The 20,373-nt window shown below is 35.6% G+C and carries 17 protein-coding genes; 13 read left to right on the top strand and 4 right to left on the bottom strand.

Annotation, left to right across the window (positions count from 1 at the left end; genetic code table 11):
- Positions 1-20 precede the first annotated feature (20 nt).
- Positions 21-578: a sugar O-acetyltransferase gene (locus tag CNQ82_RS12590; protein WP_123145539.1), complete on the bottom strand. Its 558-nt coding sequence runs from the start codon at positions 576-578 to the stop codon at positions 21-23.
- A gap of 142 nt (positions 579-720) precedes the next feature.
- Here CNQ82_RS12590 and tarA point away from each other — a divergent pair, with 142 nt between their 5' ends.
- Both tarA and thrS read left to right on the top strand, forming a co-directional pair.
- Positions 721-1,473 (top strand): N-acetylglucosaminyldiphosphoundecaprenol N-acetyl-beta-D-mannosaminyltransferase TarA, encoded by a 753-nt coding sequence (gene tarA, locus CNQ82_RS12585; protein ID WP_123145538.1) that lies wholly within the window; start codon positions 721-723, stop codon positions 1,471-1,473.
- 409 nt (positions 1,474-1,882) lie between these two features.
- Complete coding sequence (gene thrS / locus CNQ82_RS12580) at positions 1,883-3,790, top strand: threonine--tRNA ligase (protein WP_123145537.1); 1,908 nt, start codon at positions 1,883-1,885, stop codon at positions 3,788-3,790.
- 1,008 nt (positions 3,791-4,798) lie between these two features.
- On the opposite strand, the gene CNQ82_RS12575 is transcribed toward thrS, so the two are convergent.
- Entirely contained in the window at positions 4,799-5,203 is a 405-nt protein-coding gene (locus CNQ82_RS12575) for a Na-translocating system protein MpsC family protein (protein ID WP_095106714.1), read from the bottom strand.
- A gap of 347 nt (positions 5,204-5,550) precedes the next feature.
- Positions 5,551-6,348: a teichoic acids export ABC transporter ATP-binding subunit TagH gene (gene tagH, locus CNQ82_RS12570; RefSeq protein WP_123145536.1), complete on the bottom strand. Its 798-nt coding sequence runs from the start codon at positions 6,346-6,348 to the stop codon at positions 5,551-5,553.
- Between the two features lie 309 nt (positions 6,349-6,657).
- On the opposite strand from tagH, the gene CNQ82_RS12565 reads away from it, so the two are divergent.
- The 4 genes from CNQ82_RS12565 (at position 6,658) to tagD (ending at position 10,208) form a co-directional block, all read left to right on the top strand.
- Positions 6,658-7,461 carry an ABC transporter permease gene (locus CNQ82_RS12565; protein WP_123145535.1) on the top strand — a complete coding sequence of 268 codons (804 nt, stop codon included), beginning with the start codon at positions 6,658-6,660 and terminating at the stop codon, positions 7,459-7,461.
- Between the two features lie 82 nt (positions 7,462-7,543).
- A complete protein-coding gene (tarB, locus tag CNQ82_RS12560; protein WP_123145534.1) occupies positions 7,544-8,638 on the top strand; it encodes a teichoic acid glycerol-phosphate primase TarB in 1,095 nt (364 codons plus the stop codon).
- Positions 8,638-9,696 (top strand): glycosyltransferase family 2 protein, encoded by a 1,059-nt coding sequence (locus CNQ82_RS12555; RefSeq protein WP_123145533.1) that lies wholly within the window; start codon positions 8,638-8,640, stop codon positions 9,694-9,696. Before tarB ends, CNQ82_RS12555 begins: the two co-directional genes overlap by 1 nt.
- Before the next feature lie 113 nt (positions 9,697-9,809).
- Positions 9,810-10,208, top strand: coding sequence for a glycerol-3-phosphate cytidylyltransferase (tagD, locus tag CNQ82_RS12550; protein ID WP_095106704.1), 399 nt, complete (start codon positions 9,810-9,812; stop codon positions 10,206-10,208).
- Between the two features lie 90 nt (positions 10,209-10,298).
- On the opposite strand, the gene pbp4 is transcribed toward tagD, so the two are convergent.
- Positions 10,299-11,591, bottom strand: a complete 1,293-nt coding sequence (gene pbp4, locus CNQ82_RS12545; RefSeq protein WP_123145532.1) for a penicillin-binding protein PBP4 — start codon at positions 11,589-11,591, stop codon at positions 10,299-10,301.
- Between the two features lie 229 nt (positions 11,592-11,820).
- Between pbp4 and CNQ82_RS12540 the strand changes: the two genes are divergently transcribed.
- From CNQ82_RS12540 to CNQ82_RS12510, 7 genes are all read left to right on the top strand, one after another.
- Positions 11,821-13,551: an ABC transporter ATP-binding protein gene (locus CNQ82_RS12540; RefSeq protein WP_123145531.1), complete on the top strand. Its 1,731-nt coding sequence runs from the start codon at positions 11,821-11,823 to the stop codon at positions 13,549-13,551.
- A 293-nt stretch (positions 13,552-13,844) separates the two neighbouring features.
- A complete protein-coding gene (locus CNQ82_RS12535) occupies positions 13,845-15,074 on the top strand; it encodes a NupC/NupG family nucleoside CNT transporter (RefSeq protein WP_123145530.1) in 1,230 nt (409 codons plus the stop codon).
- Between the two features lie 426 nt (positions 15,075-15,500).
- Entirely contained in the window at positions 15,501-16,337 is an 837-nt protein-coding gene (locus CNQ82_RS12530) for a YitT family protein (RefSeq protein ID WP_123145529.1), read from the top strand.
- Between the two features lie 357 nt (positions 16,338-16,694).
- Positions 16,695-17,498 carry an ABC transporter ATP-binding protein gene (locus CNQ82_RS12525; RefSeq protein WP_123145528.1) on the top strand — a complete coding sequence of 268 codons (804 nt, stop codon included), beginning with the start codon at positions 16,695-16,697 and terminating at the stop codon, positions 17,496-17,498.
- Between the two features lie 10 nt (positions 17,499-17,508).
- A complete protein-coding gene (locus CNQ82_RS12520; protein WP_123145527.1) occupies positions 17,509-18,516 on the top strand; it encodes a FecCD family ABC transporter permease in 1,008 nt (335 codons plus the stop codon).
- A complete protein-coding gene (locus CNQ82_RS12515; RefSeq protein WP_123145526.1) occupies positions 18,513-19,529 on the top strand; it encodes a FecCD family ABC transporter permease in 1,017 nt (338 codons plus the stop codon). Before CNQ82_RS12520 ends, CNQ82_RS12515 begins: the two co-directional genes overlap by 4 nt.
- Before the next feature lie 118 nt (positions 19,530-19,647).
- Entirely contained in the window at positions 19,648-20,148 is a 501-nt protein-coding gene (locus CNQ82_RS12510) for a hypothetical protein (RefSeq protein ID WP_046100190.1), read from the top strand.
- The last annotated feature ends 225 nt before the right edge of the window (positions 20,149-20,373 follow it).

Raw genomic sequence — 20,373 nt, 5'->3', positions numbered from 1 at the left:
CTTACGTCTAGAGACCTATTCTAATCCAAAGGCACTTTTCTGATCATGCGCGCCGGGTTGCCGGCAACAACCTGATTATCAGGGACATCTTTAGTGACCACGCTGCCTGCCCCTACGACCACATTGTCGCCGATAGTTACACCAGGCAATACGATGGCTCCAGCACCTATCCATACATGGTTGCCGATGGTAATCGGGAAAGCTAATTCTAATCCTGAAGCGCGTTCAACCGGATTGAGCGGATGTGTAGCAGTAACTAATTGTACATTAGGGCCGAGCAATACATTATCGCCGATAGTAATAGGTGCAACATCTAACATGACCGGGTTGAAATTGGCATAAAAATGATTGCCGATCGAGATATTGTAACCATAGTCGAAATGAATATCTGGTTCGATAAATACATTGTCGCCGCAATGACCGATACTTTGTCTTAAGAGACAATGACGTTCTTTGATTGAAAATGCATTATTAATCGCTTTTGTAGCGTGCCGTGCTTTGTGTCTTTCTTTTACAAGCTGCGGATCTCTGGAAGTATATAATTGTCCGCTCAGCATTTTTTCTTTTTCAGTTGTCATAATTAAAAACCTCTTTAAATGAAATAATATTAAATTCAGATTACCACTTATTGAAAGAAATGCAATCCATCAATCAGGTAGTGTATAATGGTATAAATGATAGGTTGATTCAACCAGATGCGCAAGTTAGGAGACTTAAAATATGGAAAATCACCGAACAGTTAAGCGCGATAAAGTAGATATCTTGTCTGTTCAATTTGATAATGTGACGATGGATGAGATGAGACACTATGTGACTGAATTTGTAGAAGCCGATACAACGGATAATATGTTTGTAGTTACAGCGAATCCCGAAATTGTCGACTATGCACTTGAAGAAAGAAGTTATTATGACTTGATTGGAGAAGCGGATTTTATTATTCCTGATGGCACAGGTATCATTCAAGCAGGCCGCATCTTAGGAACACCGTTGAAAGAAAGAGTGCCTGGCATTGAATTTATGGCCGCATGTTTGGCGATTGCAGAACGCCATCGCCAGAAGGTATTCTTGCTAGGAGCTTCTGAAAAAGTAGTGAATGAAGCAGTGAAACATTTACAAGCAGATTATCCTCATATTGAATTTGCTTCACATCATGGTTATATCGATGTCGGCGATGAAAAAGTAGCACGTCAAGTGAGTACTTTTAATCCTGATTATGTCTTTGTCGGTATGGGATATCCGAAACAAGAAGAATGGATCAAACGACATCGTCACCGTTTGCAGCATACCTTATTAATGGGCGTAGGAGGCTCGATTGAAGTTTATAGCGGAACTAAAAAACGTGCCCCGTGGGTTTTTCGTAAATTGAATTTAGAATGGTTCTATCGTTTGATTACAGATTGGAAACGTATGACTCGGATGCAGCGTTTACCGCGATTTGTCTCTAAAGTATTTCAAACGAGACGCAAAAAATGAAAACGCTTTTAAGTTTTACGGAAATATGAACATCATAAAAGAATATTGATAAATCGAAATCGTTGCGATATACTATAAACAATTTAAAAATAGATTCGGCGATAAAGACAATAAATACACGAATAAAACAGAGAATAGAAGTCATCGGCTGTAAGCTTCTATATAAACTTAGACGTGTGTTTTACTACTTTAGAGAAGTATATGAAAATATACCGTTTAATGACATGTTACGTCATACCAATGAGGAAACAAATGTGGAAATGATGCGAGAGAAAAGCGTCTTCTTTCAGCCTTTTTCATTTGTTTTGAATCTGGGTGGTACCACGAGCAGAAACTGCACTCGTCCCTTTATATCTAAAGGGATAAGTGCAGTTTTTTATTTTATGAGGAATTTAAGGAGGCAATAAATATGGAACAACAAGTCATCGTAACTTTACCAGATCAACGCAAATTGGAGGTGGAACGTAATACAACACTTTACCAAGTTGCACAGAAAATCGGCAGTTCTTTTGCGAAAAAAGCAGCTGTAGCATCTGTAAATGGAGAATTACACGGTTTGAACTCTCAAATCGAGAAAGATTGCCAAGTTGAATTCTTTACTTATGAAGATGAAGAAGGCTTAGAAGCGATTCGTTATACTTTAGGATTTTTAGCAGGGGAAGCAGCGTCAAAACATGAAGTAGAAGTAGCAGACTATGGTGTCAATAAAGAACAATTTTATTGCGACTTTAAAGCAGCAAATAATTTGAAAGCCGCAGATTTAGAAGCAATCACTAAATCATTGAATAAAATGATCAGTGCCAATCATCCTATTGAAGTACGCGAATATCCTAAATTAGAAGCATTAGACTTATTTAAAGATAATCCATTTATGCAACATCATATCGAACAAGCTGAAAGTTCCGTAACTGTAGCCGTACATGGAGATTACAAAGCAGTGGTCGACCAACCGCTCGTAACAAATTTATCTAAAGTTAAAAACTTCAAATTACAATCTATTTCAGCAACAAACTGGTTGCGAGATGTTAATAATGAATCATTGCAACGTATAGCTGGATTTGCTTTTGCAGATGCGAAAGCTTTAGAAGACCATCTCGCATTTATTGAAAAATATGAACAAGTCAACCACCGTCGACTTGGCAAAGAATTAGATATCTTCTCTTTCTCAGAATATGCACCAGGTATGCCGTTCTATGCTCATAATGGCCAAGTCATTCGTTTAGAATTACAAAATATGTTGCGCCAATTGCAATTCGAAAGTGATTACGAAGAAGTTTATACTCCGTTTATTATGGATGAAACTTTATGGAAAAATAGTGGACATTGGGATCACTATAAAGAGAATATGTATTTCACTGAAGTAGACGAACAAACTTATGCTTTGAAACCTATGAACTGTCCTGGCCACATGTTGATTTATAAAAACCATTTACATTCTTATCGTGATTTGCCGATCCGTATGGCAGAATTCGGTCAAGTGCATCGTCACGAATTGAGCGGTTCATTAAACGGTTTGTTCCGTGTCCGTACTTTTAATCAAGATGATGCACACATCTTTGTCCGTCGCGATCAAATTGAATCTGAAATTTTGGAAGTACTAGGTTTAATTCATAAAGTTTATAGTGTATTCGGATTTGATTACAGTATTGAATTATCTACTCGTCCAGATGATTATATGGGTGAAATTGAATTATGGGATTTTGCAGAACAATCTCTAGAAAATGTATTGAACCAACACGGATTTGACTATACTGTAAATGAAAAAGACGGCGCTTTCTATGGTCCGAAAATTGATATTCATATTAAAGATGCTTTAGGACGTAGTCACCAATGCGGTACTGTACAACTTGATTTCCAAATGCCAGAAAAATTTGATTTAACATTTGTTAATCAAGAAGGAGAAAAAGAACGTCCAGTGGTTATTCACCGCGCTATTTATGGCTCAAGCGATCGCTTCATCGGTATTTTACTTGAACACTTCGGCGGCAACTTGCCATTATGGCTTGCACCAGTTCAATTAGAAGTTATTCCGGTAAACGCAGACTTGCATTTAGATGCAGTGAAAGATTTGAAACGTCGCTTGAAAAAAGAAGGCTTCAGAGTAGAGCTTGATTTATCTGATGAAAAAATGGGATATAAAATCCGTCAAGCGCACTTGAAAAAAGTGCCATATACTCTTGTAGTAGGAGATAATGAAGTTGAAAACGGTACAGTAGCAGTGCGTAAACGTGGAGAATCAGAAGAACATAGCGTGAATGTGGAAGACTTCGTGAAACAGTTGAAAGAAGAAGCGGACGTCTTAAATAAAGTAGAGTAAATTTAGATTGAATCTCTAGATTTCCATTTTGTGTTTTTGATATACCTTAGTGTTTAAATGGTTTCACTACCATCCTTAAAAATTATATAAAAAATACGCGTTGCAGTAGAAAGGGTAGCTGCAACGCGTTTTTCGTTTAAGGGTTATAGTTTTATAGTGAATGTGTCTCAATTAAGTAGTTGAGGGAACTTAATTGAACACAGGTTATTTGACATTTTTATTACTTATTTATTAAGGGTATGTGCTCAGATTGAAGGGCTATGACAATCTGAGCAGTCGTGTGATTTATGAGATGAAGGGCTATCATCTCTTTTCCATATACAATTCTGCATTTATTATCGATGGCTATAGGATAGAGCTGATTTGTGACTCTGTTTCATTTAAGGGTTTGTGGGCTGGCACGGTAATAGTGTTGTATATCCAGTTTGAGTTGAGGGGGTCTGCTGGTGGTGATGAATTGTGGGAATTCAGTTCAGCAGACTACTGTGATAATAGCACCTTATTACAGTACCTTCAGCGTTTTATTATTTTTAACGCGTCTTTAGAACCATCAATTAATTTATAGATGTTATAAGTCTATTTTATGCTAATGTTGAAACTTATCAGGTTTTATTAGTTGTTAGGGTTGTTTGAGGGTCAGATGAATTACTTACGCTTAGGAATTATTATTTCAATCACATTATTATTCGGAAAGGAGGTCGCAAGTAATAGATATTCGACGCTGATCTCAATCAATAAGAAGTCATTTGAATGGGCTGAATCAAGACTTCATATTGTTGTTTTGGGCTTGCTATGCAATTTGTTAAATTGTGGTGAGCACAAATTGCAATAGTATTTTGATTTATTTTTATAGAAATGAATGGGTTTTATAATGATAAGTTCCAACTCAATTGTATATGGAAAATAAAAAACTCGATCCTGTTTACATATATCACCTCCTTGAAAAGTTAGTACGAGTTTCAAAAGCGGGTTAGTAAACAGCACCGAGTACCTTACACCAATCCTGATTTATTCGATTGAACGGTCAAATACAAAGATTGAAATGACCTCGTCATCTTCTAGATTAACATCTGTAAATAATTTTACAAATTTTGCGCCTACCAATTCTTCCATTTCAGTTGGAGGATGTTGGTTATAAAGCTGCTTAATTTCTTCTGTACGACCAAATTTGAGCATTCTTTCAAATTCTTTACTTTCGGTATTGCGTAAGTAAAAATTTTCAACTTTACTCAAACTGCCTGTCATATGTGCAATGGCCCAGTTATCTTTAAAGAAAACTTTAATTTGTTCCGGCCCTTTCCCAATATGTGCCTTTCGATATGCACGTACGAGATTAGCAAATTCTTGAGTTTTATTTTTAGTATTCTTGCTAGCTATATCAATCACCTGCTTACTTAAGAAATGATATGACATAATGACTTACAGGCTGTATGTTTGTCTATGCTTACCCATACTCTTCTTCTTTATCTTAGAAAAAGGAAGCAGGGGAAAGCTGCTGATTGAGTTAGCTCTTGTACAAAATGTCATTTGCTGACGTATCACGACATTCTTGTAAATGAGCGGATTTTCAATGCCTGTTATTAATACACTTGTATTTAATAATAATACTTTTAGAAAAGATTTTAAAGGCTTTTGCTTAAAAAATTAAAAAAGTAAGCAATACGCTTATTCGTTTAAGTTTAATCATGAATATATCTACCCGAGTTGATGTGTATTTCAAACTCGATTTACATTTAAATTATATATAAATAAATGTAGTCTTATTTCATGACAAAGCGGGATTTGTCCAATTCTTGTTTAAATTCTTTTTGTTGTGCCTTAGATTTCTTTTTAAAATCTTTTAAGAATTTTTCGTAGTGAGGTAAAACTTCATCTACATCGCCGAATTCTTTTAGACGGCCACCTTCAATCCAAGCAATCTTTGTACAGAATTCACGTACTTGACCAATATTATGGCTGACAAAGAAAATTGTTTTATCTGCTTCTTTAAACTCATGGATTTTATCTAAAGATTTCTGCGTGAAAGTTTGGTCGCCGACAGATAAGGCTTCATCGATAACTAAAATGTCTGGATCAATGGTTACGTTAATAGAGAAACCTAATTTCGCACGCATCCCACTTGAATATTTTTTAACGGGTTGGTAGATAAACTCTCCTAATTCACTAAATTCAATAATTTTAGGAGTGAGTTCTTTTATTTCTTTAGGTTTAAATCCCATACACAACATTTTGAATTCGATATTTTCTAAGCCGGTCAATTGTGCATTTAAGCCTGCATTAATTGCGATAACGCTGACTTCACCATGTTTTTCAATATTGCCGCTTGTATTTGACAATGAGCCGCCGATGATATTGCTTAATGTAGATTTACCGGATCCATTAATGCCTACCAAGCCGATAATATCACCTTTGTGAGCGGTTATAGAAACATCATTCAAGGCGTAAAACGTTTTATTTTTATGGTTAGGAATCAGAGCATCTTTGACTCTCTCTTTATTGTTACGATAAATGCGATATTCTTTTGTTATATTGTCCATTTTTACAGATATATCTTTCATAAAAAACCGTCCTCATTTTACGTTGCTTAATTATGCTGCACTGCATGTCATCATTTATATTATATTATAATATAGGCGTGAAAGTGAGAGAAACGCAATACATGTTTATTAATGTTCTAAATTTTACCATTAAATGATAGAAAGGTCATTATTTTAATATAGCAGATGTTTTCAACTTGAAACTGATGAAATTTGTTTCAATCTATACTATAATTACGTATAATATTAAGATGGATATATTAGGCATACAAAAATATTACATATGACTTGTAGTGAAATGCGCAAATCGTTTGAAAGCGTGGTTTAATCATGGGAGCACTAATAACTGTTCTTAAGGAACATATTAAAGGTTTTTACTTAATTAATAGATTGGCTCAGTTTGAACTGAAAATAGCCAATCACAATAACTATTTAGGAATGGCTTGGGAATTAATCAATCCGCTCATTCAAATTTTAGTTTACTGGTTTGTATTCGGATTTGGGATTCGTACGAACGCGCCTGTTGACGGCATTCCGTTTATTTATTGGATGCTTGTCGGTATCAGTATGTGGTTCTTTATCAACCAAGGTATTTTAGATGGAACACGTTCAATTGTTTCGAAGTATAATCAAGTTGCGAAAATGAACTTTCCATTATCTATTATTCCGACATATACAGTAACAGCGAAATTATATGGACATCTTGTTTTATTATTAATTGTTTTCATATTCTGTATAGCGTCTGGAATCTATCCAACTATTCATATTATTCAACTATTGCTGTATGTACCGTTTGCATACTTGTTTACATGTGCAGTCGCACTTGTGACTTCGACTTTAGGAGTGCTGATTCGTGATACACAAATGTTGATGCAAGCATTAATGCGCGTCCTATTTTATGCATCACCTATTTTATGGGTCGCTAAACCAGGATCGATCGTACAAAAGATTTTAATGTTAAATCCAATTTATTTTATTGCTGAGTCCTATCGTGCAGCGATGTTATTCCATAAATGGTATTTCATCGAGCATTGGGAACTCGCTTTATACAATGTATTTATTGTCTTGTTCTTGTTCTTTGTAGGTTCAATTTTACACATGCGTTACAGAGACCAATTTGCAGACTTTATGTAATCATTGTTAGCTTAAGATAACTCCAAGCATGTTAAGACGTGTTTGGAGTTTTTTTAGAATGAAGACAGAGGGGTAATATGAAATGAGACAAATAATTAAAAGAGTTTATTTATTGATTATCAGTATATTAAACCGTGTTTTTAAAAAGAGAAAATTAGATACTAATCACATTGTTATATTTATGACCTTTAAGGAAGATGTAATGCCGATTATTAAAAGGCTAAACGCAGAAGGTTATGAAATTACAGTTATCGGAAAGTCGATGGATAAAATTAGCGTGAAGCATTTACAGGGTGTTCGATTCATTGATAACAGCAATAAACATATTTTTGCACAAATTAATGCGCTTTCTACAGCGAAAGTTATTTTTATCGATAACTACTATTTGCTGATGGGCGGTTTTCATAAGAAAAAAGGCCAAACTGTCATTCAAACGTGGCATGCGGCAGGTGCATTAAAGTATTTCGGCTTGAAGGACCATGCTGTGGACTTAACTAATAAAAAAATGGTGGACCAATATATGCGGGTTTATCAGGCTACAGATCGCTATTTAGTCGGTGGGAAACCTATGGAGATTTGCTTTACCAATGCCTACAATGCTAAACCTTATCAAATGCTGCAATTAGGTTTGCCACGTATGGTACAGTATTTTTCAAAAGATTTAGATGCACAAAAAGATGCTTTAAAACAGCAATATGGAATCGAAGGGAAACTCGCTGTTTATGTACCAACTTACCGAGAACATTTTCAAGCGAATCGCATGATTGATAAAGAGAAATTTGAAAATGCGCTTCCAGAGTACACTTTGATTAATAAATTGCATCCTTCAGCGCTTAAATTAGGAGAATCATCTAAAATTGATACGCAACGACTGTTCTTGATGGCGGATGTTATTATTACGGATTACAGTTCGCTCGCTATTGAAGCAAGCTTCTTAAATAAACCCGTGTTATTCTATGTATATGACCAAGCAGAGTATGAAGTAGAACGTGGCTTAAATCATTTTTATTGGGAAATCCCTGAAGCCTATAAAGCTTATAATGAAGATGACCTATTGCATAAGTTGCAAGAAGGCCCGGAACATTACCCGCCATTATTTAAAGAATGGCATAGTTTCAGCACTCCTGATACACTAGACAAAATATCAAACTATATTAGAGAATTGGTGAAAAAGTAATGAAAATTTCTATAATTATTCCCGTTTATAATTCTGAAGAAGTTGTAAAACGTGCAGTAAGATCAATTGATACGAAATATGACCATGAGATTATTTGTATTAACGATGGTTCAACGGATAATACTTTACAAACATTAGAAGCGTTGCAAAAAGAAAATAAACACGTGAAGATTATCAGCCAAGAAAATAAAGGGGCAGCCGCAAGTCGAAATGTAGGACTATCCCAAATGACTGGCGATGTCTATATGTTTTTAGATGCAGATGACGAATTTCTTCCAAGTCGTATAGATTTAATGGCACGCAGATATGAAACTAATGAGGATGTAGAAATTGTAATCGGTCAAACAGGACGTGATTTTCATGGAGAATGGCGAACTTTTCCGACACATGAAGCGATTAAAAAAGACGAAGTTGTCAACTTGACGCAATGTCCAGAGATGTTGCAGTCTATCGGACCTCGTGACAAAATGTTCAGTTCTCGCTTTAAAGATTTACGTTTTGATGAGGATATTGTATTTTGTGAAGAACACACTTATATGGCGCGTGCATTCAACCAAGCCCGTGATATTCAGCTGCTCCCGGATATTATTGCAGGCTATAATATGAGAGAAAATTCAATTACAGCTCAAAGTGTTGAACGTTTCTTCCCTTATATGAGAGATGCCTTTAAAGTGCGTCAACGTGTGATGGACTATTTAAGAATGCCGAACGTTCAAGAATATTATAGTTATCGCATGGATGAATTAATTGTCAGTTATATGTTGCAAGCATATATTACTGCAAAGCCAAAGGTTACTCAAGCACTTTTAGATACAGTCATCCAATATATTGAAGGTATGCAAAAAACGCATTACGACGGAAATGCACTTTTTAGAATTATTAAGGTAGTAGAAGGAGGCGGTATCGGCTGGTCGCCTAAATTATACAGACAATGGCGTGAAGCATTGAATAAAGTAGGGATCGGCCGCCCGAACTTTATCGCCTTTCACTTGCAGCTCGTACCCAAGATTGGAATGTTCAGAGGCCGTCATGCACTGAAAAAAGCTTTGAAAAAATAAGAGATAAGCTATTGTATGTGGCTCATTTAATATATTATTGAAATAAATAATGATTTTAAAATGAAAGTATGTTATTTTTTAAACAGTGAAAGAATAATGGAGGAGTTAATATTATGAAGCGTGTCATCACATATGGAACATATGATTTGCTACATTATGGCCATATTGAACTGTTAAGAAGAGCCAGAGAAATGGGAGATTATCTTATTGTTGCCCTTTCTACTGATGAATTCAATCGTATTAAAAATAAAAAATCATATTATAATTATGAACAACGTAAGATGATGTTAGAATCTATCCGCTATGTTGACCTTGTTATTCCAGAAGAAGGATGGGGACAAAAAGAGCGTGATGTGGAACGCTATGATGTAGATACTTTCGTTATGGGGCATGATTGGGAAGGTGAATTCGACTTCCTAAAAGATAAATGTGAAGTCGTTTACTTGAAACGTACTGAAGGTATTTCTACAACTCAAATTAAGAAAGAACTTTATGGAAAAGATGCAAAATAAAAAGCTCACTTTGCAGTGAATACGAAAAAGTTGAACCTGAAAATTCAACTTTTTCAAGACTGCAAGCGAGCTTCTTTTTATATGAATGACTTAGTTTTTGCGACGTCTTATGGCATCAATAATTAAGAAAATAATAATGGCTAGTGCAGCGATAATAAAGGCACATCCAATTACAGTTAACACAGGATGTTCAGAAAATGAAGATTGTGCGAAAGTAGTCGCTTCATGCACTAAAGGTCTTTTTACTTCTACGGAAGGCGGACCATATTGATTAGAAATAAATTGTCTTGGATAATCAATGTGTACGCGACCATCTTTGATTACAAATTTATAGTCTTTTTTCGTGTAATCTTTTGGCAGTACATCATATAAATCTTTTTTGACATAATACTTTTTGCCGTTAATTTTTTGTTCACCTTTAGAAAGGATTTTTACATATTTATATTGATCAAAAGAACGATTCATAATACTATTGCCCATTTTATTACGTTCTTTCTCGCCACCAAGGTGTTTATAATCGCCGGCGCCCATAATAGCTTGATCAATACGAAAACCATCGCGCTTAGTAGTAATTGTATGATTGTAATCTGCAATGTCGCTGGAACCTGTTTTTAAACCATCTGTTCCTTTCAAACTCAATTCTGAGCCTTCGAGAGACCAGTTGAAGGTATAGTATGTAACTCCATGTTGGGTCGGCGCTAATTGCTTAGTAAAATAAAGTACTTTCGGTGTATCTTGAATGACTCTTTGAGAAAGAATTGCAAAGTCTTTAGCAGATGCTCTGCTAGACATTTCATCTTTATACTTTTTAGGTGCGTAATTTTGCAAAAGGTTATTTTCAGCTCCTGTAGGATTCACAAAATGTGTATGAGTCATACCGAGTTTTTTAGCTTTTTTATTCATTTGGTCGGTAAAATCTGAAGTGTTTCCTCCTACTTTCTTAGCTAAAATTAAAGCTGCCGCATTACTAGATGCAGAGACGGTAATTTGTAAAAGTTCTTTGATAGTATAAGTGTCACCTGGGTAAAGTTTCGTATTGCTGAGTTCAGGCAACGTAGACATTCTATAATCATCATCAGTAATTTTCACTTTATCATCAAGAGATAATTTATGTTCTTTGACTGCTTCTAACGTAAGATACATCGTCATTAATTTTGTCATGGAGGCTGGGTACCATTTTTTGTTCATATGATAGTCATATAGAACTTGACCTGTCTGACTTATATTAACAGCACCCTCTGGATTGAAGTCATCTGATATATTATAACCATATTCATTTGCAACTTCGGCAGGGGAGGGGGTATTGGTGTCTGCTTCTGAAAATGGTGTTATAATTGTACTTGCGAAGAATATCAGCAGAGTTATTAATATTATTTTTTTCATAACGTAACTTTCATTCCTTCAATATTAATTTATTAACAGAACTAGTTTATCACAAAAGGTGTTGGAAACAAGGTATGTGCACTTCAGCAAAGACACTCGATATAGGTCGGTCAGTCTGAGGGTTGTCTGACGGAAGAGTGCCGGACCTCTTGTATCTCTTGTTCTGTAAATGTTTTGCAAAGCGTAAAGTTAAAGTAAAGATATTTTAAAATTCAGTTGAGGTAAGTATATGGAACAGACAAAAACGAAGAGCAATCCTTTATTATTTCTTTTGAAAAAATTAAAGTGGCCGCTTGGACTTATTATAGTGGCAGTTTCTATTTCTTCATTAGGTAGTATAAGTGGACTGCTGGTCCCTTTATTTACAGGAAGAATGGTAGATAAATTCACTGGCAGCCAATTTAACATGCAATTTATTCTTATATTTGTTGCTGTTTTTGCGTTGAACGCTGTATTAAGCGGTATCGGCTTGTATTTATTGAGTAAAATTGGTGAAAAAATAATTTATGCAATCCGATCAGTAGTATGGGCTCATATTATACGCTTGCGCATGCGTTTTTTTGATGTGAACGAAAGCGGTCAACTGATGAGCCGTTTAACGGATGATACAAAAGTTATCAATGAATTTGTATCTCAAAAATTACCGAACGTATTGCCATCGATTATTACTCTTATCGGATCATTAATCATGCTTTTCATTATGGATTGGCAGATGACACTTTTAACGTTTATTACAATACCTTTATTTGTAGCGATAATGATTCCTTTAGGCAGAGTGATGCAGCGGATTTCAACGCGTACGCAAGCTGAAATCGCAAACTTCAGTGGATTGCTGGGACGTGTCCTAACAGAGATGCGCTTAGTTAAAGTAGCGAATACAGAGCAAATTGAATTAGATAAAGCTCATTTGAATTTGAAAGAAATCTATAATTTAGGTTTAAAACAAGCTAAAATCGCTGCAGTAATTCAACCTATTTCTGGTTTGATTATGCTATTGACTATCGGTATTATTCTTGGATTCGGGGGCATTAGAATTTCTTCAGGTGCTATTACAGCCGGAACATTAGTTGCCATGATTTTCTATGTCATTCAATTGTCTATGCCGTTAGTTAATCTTTCTACATTAATGACAGATTATAAAAAGGCAGTAGGTGCCAGCAGCCGAATTTATGAAATTATGCAAGAACCGTTAGAAAAAGTTGAAGCACCGACAAACCAAGACTTATCTAATGGCAGTCTTACTTTTGATAATGTAGATTTCGGCTATGATGTCAAAGAAGTATTGCATGATTTAAATTTTGAAATTCCAAAAGGAAAGGTAACCGCATTTGTGGGACCATCTGGGTCAGGTAAAAGTACTATCTTTAATTTAATTGAAAGAATGTACGATGTTACTCGCGGCGATATTCTGTATGCGGGAGTATCTATTTATCAATTACCTTTATCGGATTGGAGAAATAAAATCGGCTATGTTATGCAATCTAATGCCATGATGAGCGGTACGATTCGCGATAACATATTATATGGTATTAATCGAGAAGTTACCGATGCAGAACTTGAGAACTATACGAAACTCGCAAATTGCCATGATTTTATTATGGAGTTCGATGAAGGATACGATACTTTGGTTGGAGAACGCGGTTTGAAATTATCAGGCGGTCAAAGACAACGTATTGATATCGCACGTAGTTTCGTGAAGAATCCAGATATTCTCTTGTTAGATGAAGCTACAGCAAATCTGGATAGTGAAAGTGAAAAGAAAATACAAGAATCTTTAGAAACATTAATGGAGGAACGTACTACTGTTGTAATTGCGCATCGTCTTTCTACCATTATGAAAGCGGACCAAATTATTTTCTTAGACGGCGGTTATGTAACTGGAACCGGCAAACATAAAGAATTAATGGAAACACATAAGAAATATAAAGACTTTGTGATGACACAAAAATTAACAGATTAATAAATTTAAGGAAGGGCTAGGACAAACTAAAGTTCCCCTTCCTTTTTAATTTAAGTAAAAAATGTGACATTTCGATTTTCTAGGTAAGTAATTTCATTTGACTTTTAAAAATGTAATTCAAAGGTACGTTTCAACATGATATACTAAAAAAGCATTTAAATTATCTTTGTAAATACGATCAACTATAATGATGTGAATCCTATTGCTTAAAGAAAAGAGCGCTTATACAAGCAGTTATTTTTGAGTGATAATCTATTCATACATATTTCAGAAAAATAAAAGGCGGGTGTCATATGTACTTACTTATCAATATTATTGGGCTGGCGGTATTTTTAGGAATTGCAGTGCTCTTTTCCAGAAACCGTAAAGCAATTCAATGGAAGTCAGTTGTAATCTTAGTCGTTGTTAACTTATTTCTTGCATGGTTCTTTGTGTTCTTTCCATGGGGCAACTGGTTCGTATCTAAAATGGCGGATGGTATTTCCTGGGTAATAGAATCTGCCAATGCAGGTACTGGTTTTGCATTTGCAAGTTTTGTAAACCAAAAGCAAATGGATATGGCGATTTCAGCATTATTCCCGATTTTACTTGTCGTTCCATTATTTGATATCTTAATGTATTTAAATATTTTGCCGAAATTTATCGGAGCAGTAGGTTGGTTATTAGCGAAAGTTACTCGTCAGCCTAAATTCGAGTCATTCTTCGGTATTGAAATGATGTTCTTAGGAAACACTGAGGCATTAGCTGTTTCAAGTGAACAACTAAAAAGAATGAACGAAGTCCGTGTATTAACCATCGCCATGATGTCGATGAGTTCAGTGTCAGGCGCAATTGTCGGGGCATACGTTACGATGATTCCTGGTGAATTAGTATTAACTGCTATTCCTTTAAATATTATTAATGCTATTATTGTGACATCGATTTTAAACCCAGTCAGTGTAGAAGAACGAGAAGATATTATTTATAATATTAAAGAAGAAGGCGCACAACGCCAACCGTTCTTCTCATTCTTAGGTGACTCAGTAATAAATGCTGGGAAATTAGTATTGATTATTATTGCATTTGTAATCAGTTTCGTAGCATTAGCTGACTTATTAGATCGTTTCATCAATTTGATTACAGGCATTATCGGCGGTTGGATTCACGTAAAAGGCAGTTTCGGCCTCAACCAAATTCTAGGTGTATTTATGTATCCATTTGCATTACTTCTTGGATTGCCATGGGATACAGCGTGGATTGTAGCACAACAAATGGCGAAGAAAATTGTTACCAATGAGTTCGTAGTTATGGGACAAATTTCAGATGTGGTTAAATCATATGACCCGCATAGACGAGCCGTTATTTCTACATTCCTTGTTTCATTTGCAAACTTCTCTACAATCGGTATGATTGTCGGAACATTAAAAGGAATCGTAAACCAAAAAACATCCGATTTTGTATCGAAATATGTACCGATGATGTTATTATCAGGTATACTCGTTTCACTACTTACAGCTGCATTTGTCGGATTGTTTGCATGGTAAGTCAATATTTTCGTGAAGCAATGTTCAACTTTTGGTTGAGCATTGTTTTTTATTTTTTATTTGAAGAAAAGAAGTTAATAATATGAAAAGACCAAATTAATGAATGTGGGGAGACACAAACATTACTTGGTCTTTTACGGGAAATGAATTTGATACACGTAATCAGTAAGGACTAGGTACTGTTCGTGCATTCGAGCGAAAATTTTGTTTGTTTATTGTAAACAACACAAAGGAGATAACTCCCTTAATCTATTGATTAAAGAAGTTGAAATTTATTATAGCAAACCGCTAATCGAAAGTAAACAAAATTTTCAGAATTATTAATAAAATATTGGGACGGTAAAATATAAATCGCTATATTGTAGGCATGACGGGACTTATGCTAACATTTAATTGTGTATACAATTTTATAAGGGGGCGGTCATTTTGAACAGAAAAACAGTGCGCGACCTGGCGTTAGTAGTATTTGGATCGTTTGTTTTTTCAGCTGGGGTAAATACATTCATCATTTCAGGTAAACTAGGCGAAGGTGGTGTGACCGGACTTGCCATCGTTTTATATTATGCATTTCATTTATCACCAGGCATTACCAACTTTGTTTTGAATGCAATTTTAATCATCATCGGTTATAAATTTTTAAGTAAGCGGAGTATGTTTTTAACTATCATTGCAACCGTTTTAATTTCTGTTTTCTTGGGATTGACAGAATCTTGGCATATTGAGACAGGCAACGTTGTGGTAAATGCAGTTTTTGGGGGTTCTTGTGTTGGTTTAGGCATCGGAGTGATTGTCCTGGCCGGCGGAACAACTGCGGGAACAACAATTTTAGCTCGCTTAGCTCATAAGTACTTAGATGTCAGTACATCGTATGCTTTATTATTCTTCGATTTAATTGTAGTAGCCATCTCTATTACGGTTATTCCGCTAGATAAAATCTTGGTAACCATTATTTCTTTATACATTGGAACTAAAGTTATGGAATTTGTAATTGAAGGTTTAAATACTAAGAAAGCTATGACTATTATTTCCAGCCGTCCTGATGAGGTAGCTAAAGTCATAGATGAAAAAGTAGGGCGTGGTGTGACGATTATCGACGGTCGCGGCTATTATTCTAAAGAAGATAAAGAAATCTTATATGTAGTTATCAGTAAGACTCAAGTTTCGAAAGCTAAACGTCTGATTCGCAGTTTAGATGAAAATGCCTTTTTAGTTATTCACGATGTGCGTGATGTTTATGGTAATGGATTTTTAGCTGATGAATAATTTATAGAGCAGGACAAAAGTATTATTTAATATTTTATAAAGCAAGCTGAGGCATTCATTTCATGTCTCAGTTTTTTCATGTCTAATATGAAGATTTGTTAGGAAAATAAACACTGAGGTGTTATAATATATCCTATGATAATGATTATCAATTACATTAAGGTGATTGATAAAGAACTTAAGATAAATATTATTAGATTGAAACGAGCAGTAATGAAGTTCAATCTTACGAAATAAATAATTTTTAAGAGATGAAAGAAAACTGAGTAAAGCTTTGGAATGGGGAAGGATCGGAAAAATACCTGATCTCAAAGCTTGATTAAATGTTTTCAAAAAATGGAAGGATGAAAGAAATTGATGAATCGTTTAAACGGTCAACAAGTAACAATCGGATATGGGGAACATGTTATTGTTAGTGATTTAGACGTTGAAATTCCTGATGGCAAAGTGACATCCATCATTGGACCGAACGGTTGCGGCAAATCGACATTGTTAAAAGCATTATCACGTCTGCTTTCTGTGAAAAATGGCGAAATTTTATTAGATGGTAAAAATATCCACACACAATCTACAAAAGAAATCGCTAAAAAGATTGCAATTTTACCGCAATCTCCTGATGTTGCTGATGGACTTACAGCTGGTGAATTAGTATCTTATGGACGCTTCCCGCACCAAAAGGGATTCGGTCGTTTAAGTGCTGAAGATAAAGAAGAAATTGACTGGGCTTTAAAAGTAACTGGAACATATGACTTTAAACACCGCGCAATTAATGATCTCAGTGGCGGTCAAAGACAACGTGTTTGGATTGCTATGGCTTTAGCCCAAAAAACTGACATTATCTTTTTAGATGAACCGACAACTTATTTAGATATCAGTCACCAACTAGAAATTTTGGAACTTGTTCAAGAATTAAACCGCGAACATGGAACTACAATTGTGATGGTGTTGCATGATATTAACCAAGCAATCCGCTTCTCCGACTACCTTATCGCTATGAAAGGCGGAGACATTGTCTCTTCAGGTGAAACTCAAGAAGTATTAACGAAAGATATTTTAGAACAAGTATTTAATATTGATGCTGAATTAAGTACCGATCCACGTACAGGAAAACCGATGCTCGTCACATATGATTTATTATGTAAGCATTATTCAAAAGTGTGAGGAAAGTTAGATGACTCAAAAGCAGAAAAAACAAAAACAAATTAATTTCACATCTGCATTTATTTTATCTTGTCTCTTACTTTTCATTATGTTGTTGATATCTATTTTATATGGTGATGCAAGAATTCACTTATCGACAATCTATCAAGCTGTCTTCCATTATAATCCAGCAATTGAACAACATAATATTATAAGTGAAATCCGGATACCGCGCGATTTAGGCGCGGTATTAGTCGGTATGGCATTAGCAGTTGCAGGTGCTGTAGTGCAAGGTGTAACAAAAAACGGCTTAGCCGACCCTAGTTTAATTGGATTAAATGCAGGGGCAAGCTTTATGTTGACTGTTACTTATGCTTTCTATCCAAGTGCGAGTTTCGGCATCTTAATGATCGCTGGTTTCGTCGGTTCTATTTTAGGCGGAACTATTGTACTGATGATGGGCCGTTCACGCCAAGATGGTTTCAATCCGATTCGTATCATTTTAGCAGGGGCCGCAGTAAGTGCTTTCTTAACTGCACTGAGTCAAGGAATCGCACTGTTATTTAAACTCAATCAAGATATTAACTTTTGGAGTATGGGCGGTGTTTCTGGTACAACTTGGATTCAGTTAAAATGGAGCGCGCCTATTATCATTGTGACAGTTATTTTAATTGTTCTTTTAAGCAAACAGCTGACGATTCTCAATCTAGGAGAAAGTTTAGCCACAGGTTTAGGACAGAATGTCAAATGGATTCGTACCATCAGCTTAATATTGACGATGCTCTTAGCCGGTATTGCTGTGGCAATGGTTGGTCAAATTGCCTTTGTCGGGCTCATTGTACCGCATATTGTACGTTTCTTGATTGGCACAGACTATGCAAAAGTCATTCCTTTAACAGCTGTGCTCGGCGGTTTCTTAGTGTTACTAGCTGATACAGTTGCTCGCATGTTAGGTGATGCTCCAGTCGGCGCGATTGTATCGTTTATCGGCGTGCCTTACTTTATCTATTTAATTAGAAAAGGAGGTCGTACAATATGATTGAACCGAAATTACGAATGAAACAACTCATTGCATTGGTTATCACGATTGTCATGTTGTTTGCTGCATGTGTATGGAGTGTGACTTCCGGTGAATACCATATGTCAGTCAGTACGTTTTTCAAAACATTATTTGGTCAAGGTGAGTATACAGATAGTCTGATTTTGTTAGATTTCAGATTACCGCGGATGCTGATAACTATTTTAGCAGGAGCAGCATTAAGTATGAGTGGTGCAATGATGCAAAGTGTGACGAATAATCCGCTTGCTGAACCAGGGATATTAGGGATTAATGCCGGAAGCGGCTTTTTAATTGCATTATTTTTAGTAATTGGCCATGTCAACGCAGATAACTTTGTTTACGTATTGCCGATATTAAGTATTATTGGCGGTATCTTGACGGCTACAATTATTTTTTACTTCAGTTATACTAAAGAAAAAGGGATTACACCTGCTAGTATGGTATTAGTAGGGGTCGGACTTTCTGCCGCGCTATCTGGCGGTTCATTAACAGTAATGTCTAAGTTTGACCGCGATCAATCAGAATTCATGGCTACTTGGCTTGCTGGAAATATTTGGGGAGACGATTGGAGCTTTGTGATTGCTCTGATACCATGGCTGATTGTGATTATTCCATTTTTATTCACTAAAGCGAACATCTTGAATATCTTAAATACTAATGCGCAAATTGCCCAAGGTTTAGGAATTAATGTGCGATGCGAACGTATAGTTATACTGTTTACCGCTGTAGCGTTATCTTCTGCAGCCGTGGCAGTAAGCGGCGCTATAAGCTTCATTGGTTTGATGGGACCGCATATAGCTAAAACAATTGTCGGGCCTAGACACCAATTATTTATGCCACTTGCTATTTTCATCGGCGCTTTTCTATTGGTCTTCTCCGATACTTTAGGACAAGCGATTCTGCAACCATCCGGAATCCCGGCAGGAATCGTCGTAGCCTTGATTGGTGCGCCTTATTTCTTATACTTGATGTATCGTACAAAAAGTTTTTAATTTAAATAGGTAAAAATATATTGCGAGCCTTTAAGGTTATTAATGTTAATTGCAAAAGATTGTGGTAAAATAACAGTAATTGCAAATAAAATCTGTTCAAATATAGGAGGACATTGCCATGCAAGATTTAATAAAGCGACATGTCTTAAACGGCGAATTTGAATCAGTCAAACAATTAATGTCCGAATCAGATTTTATGGAATTTGAAGAAGCTTATATTTCAAGTGCACATGATGTCGAAAGTGTCATGTTTTATACATGCATTTTAGACATGATGAAAGAAGGCGAAACTGCTGAATTGCATGATTTAGCTTTCTTGCTGTTGGTTTATCCACTCAGTGAAGTTGAAGGCGCACTTGACTCTGCTTATTATCATGCTGAATCTTCCATAAAACTCACTGAGGGCAAAGAAGTGAAGAGCTTATTGCAAATGTTATTACTCCACGCTATTCCTGAACCTGTTATTTCAGATAAGAAAGCTTTCGATATTTCTAAACAAATTCTTAAATTAGATCCAAATAATAACGTAGCACGTAATATTCTTAAACAAACAGCGAAACGCATGGATAATGTAGTAGTCAGTATTGATGAATTAAATCAAAATCGTGATGCAAAATAATAAGTATCTTAAATGAATAATTTTACTAAACAACAGGGGCTGGGACATTATTTTGTCCGAGTCCCTTGTTTTTACGGGAGGGGGCAGGGTAAATACAGCATTAATTTTATCCTTCAGTTTTACTAATGGATAACCTCGGTATTTTTTATGAGTAACATTATTATATTGAGGGTAACTTAATGATGTATTGAGTCGTTTATACAAAGCGCATGTTGCGCAACAAGG

This window comes from Staphylococcus debuckii, assembly GCF_003718735.1.
Classification (GTDB): Bacteria; Bacillota; Bacilli; order Staphylococcales; family Staphylococcaceae; genus Staphylococcus; species Staphylococcus debuckii.
This window is presented reverse-complemented; position numbering and strand designations above follow the sequence as displayed.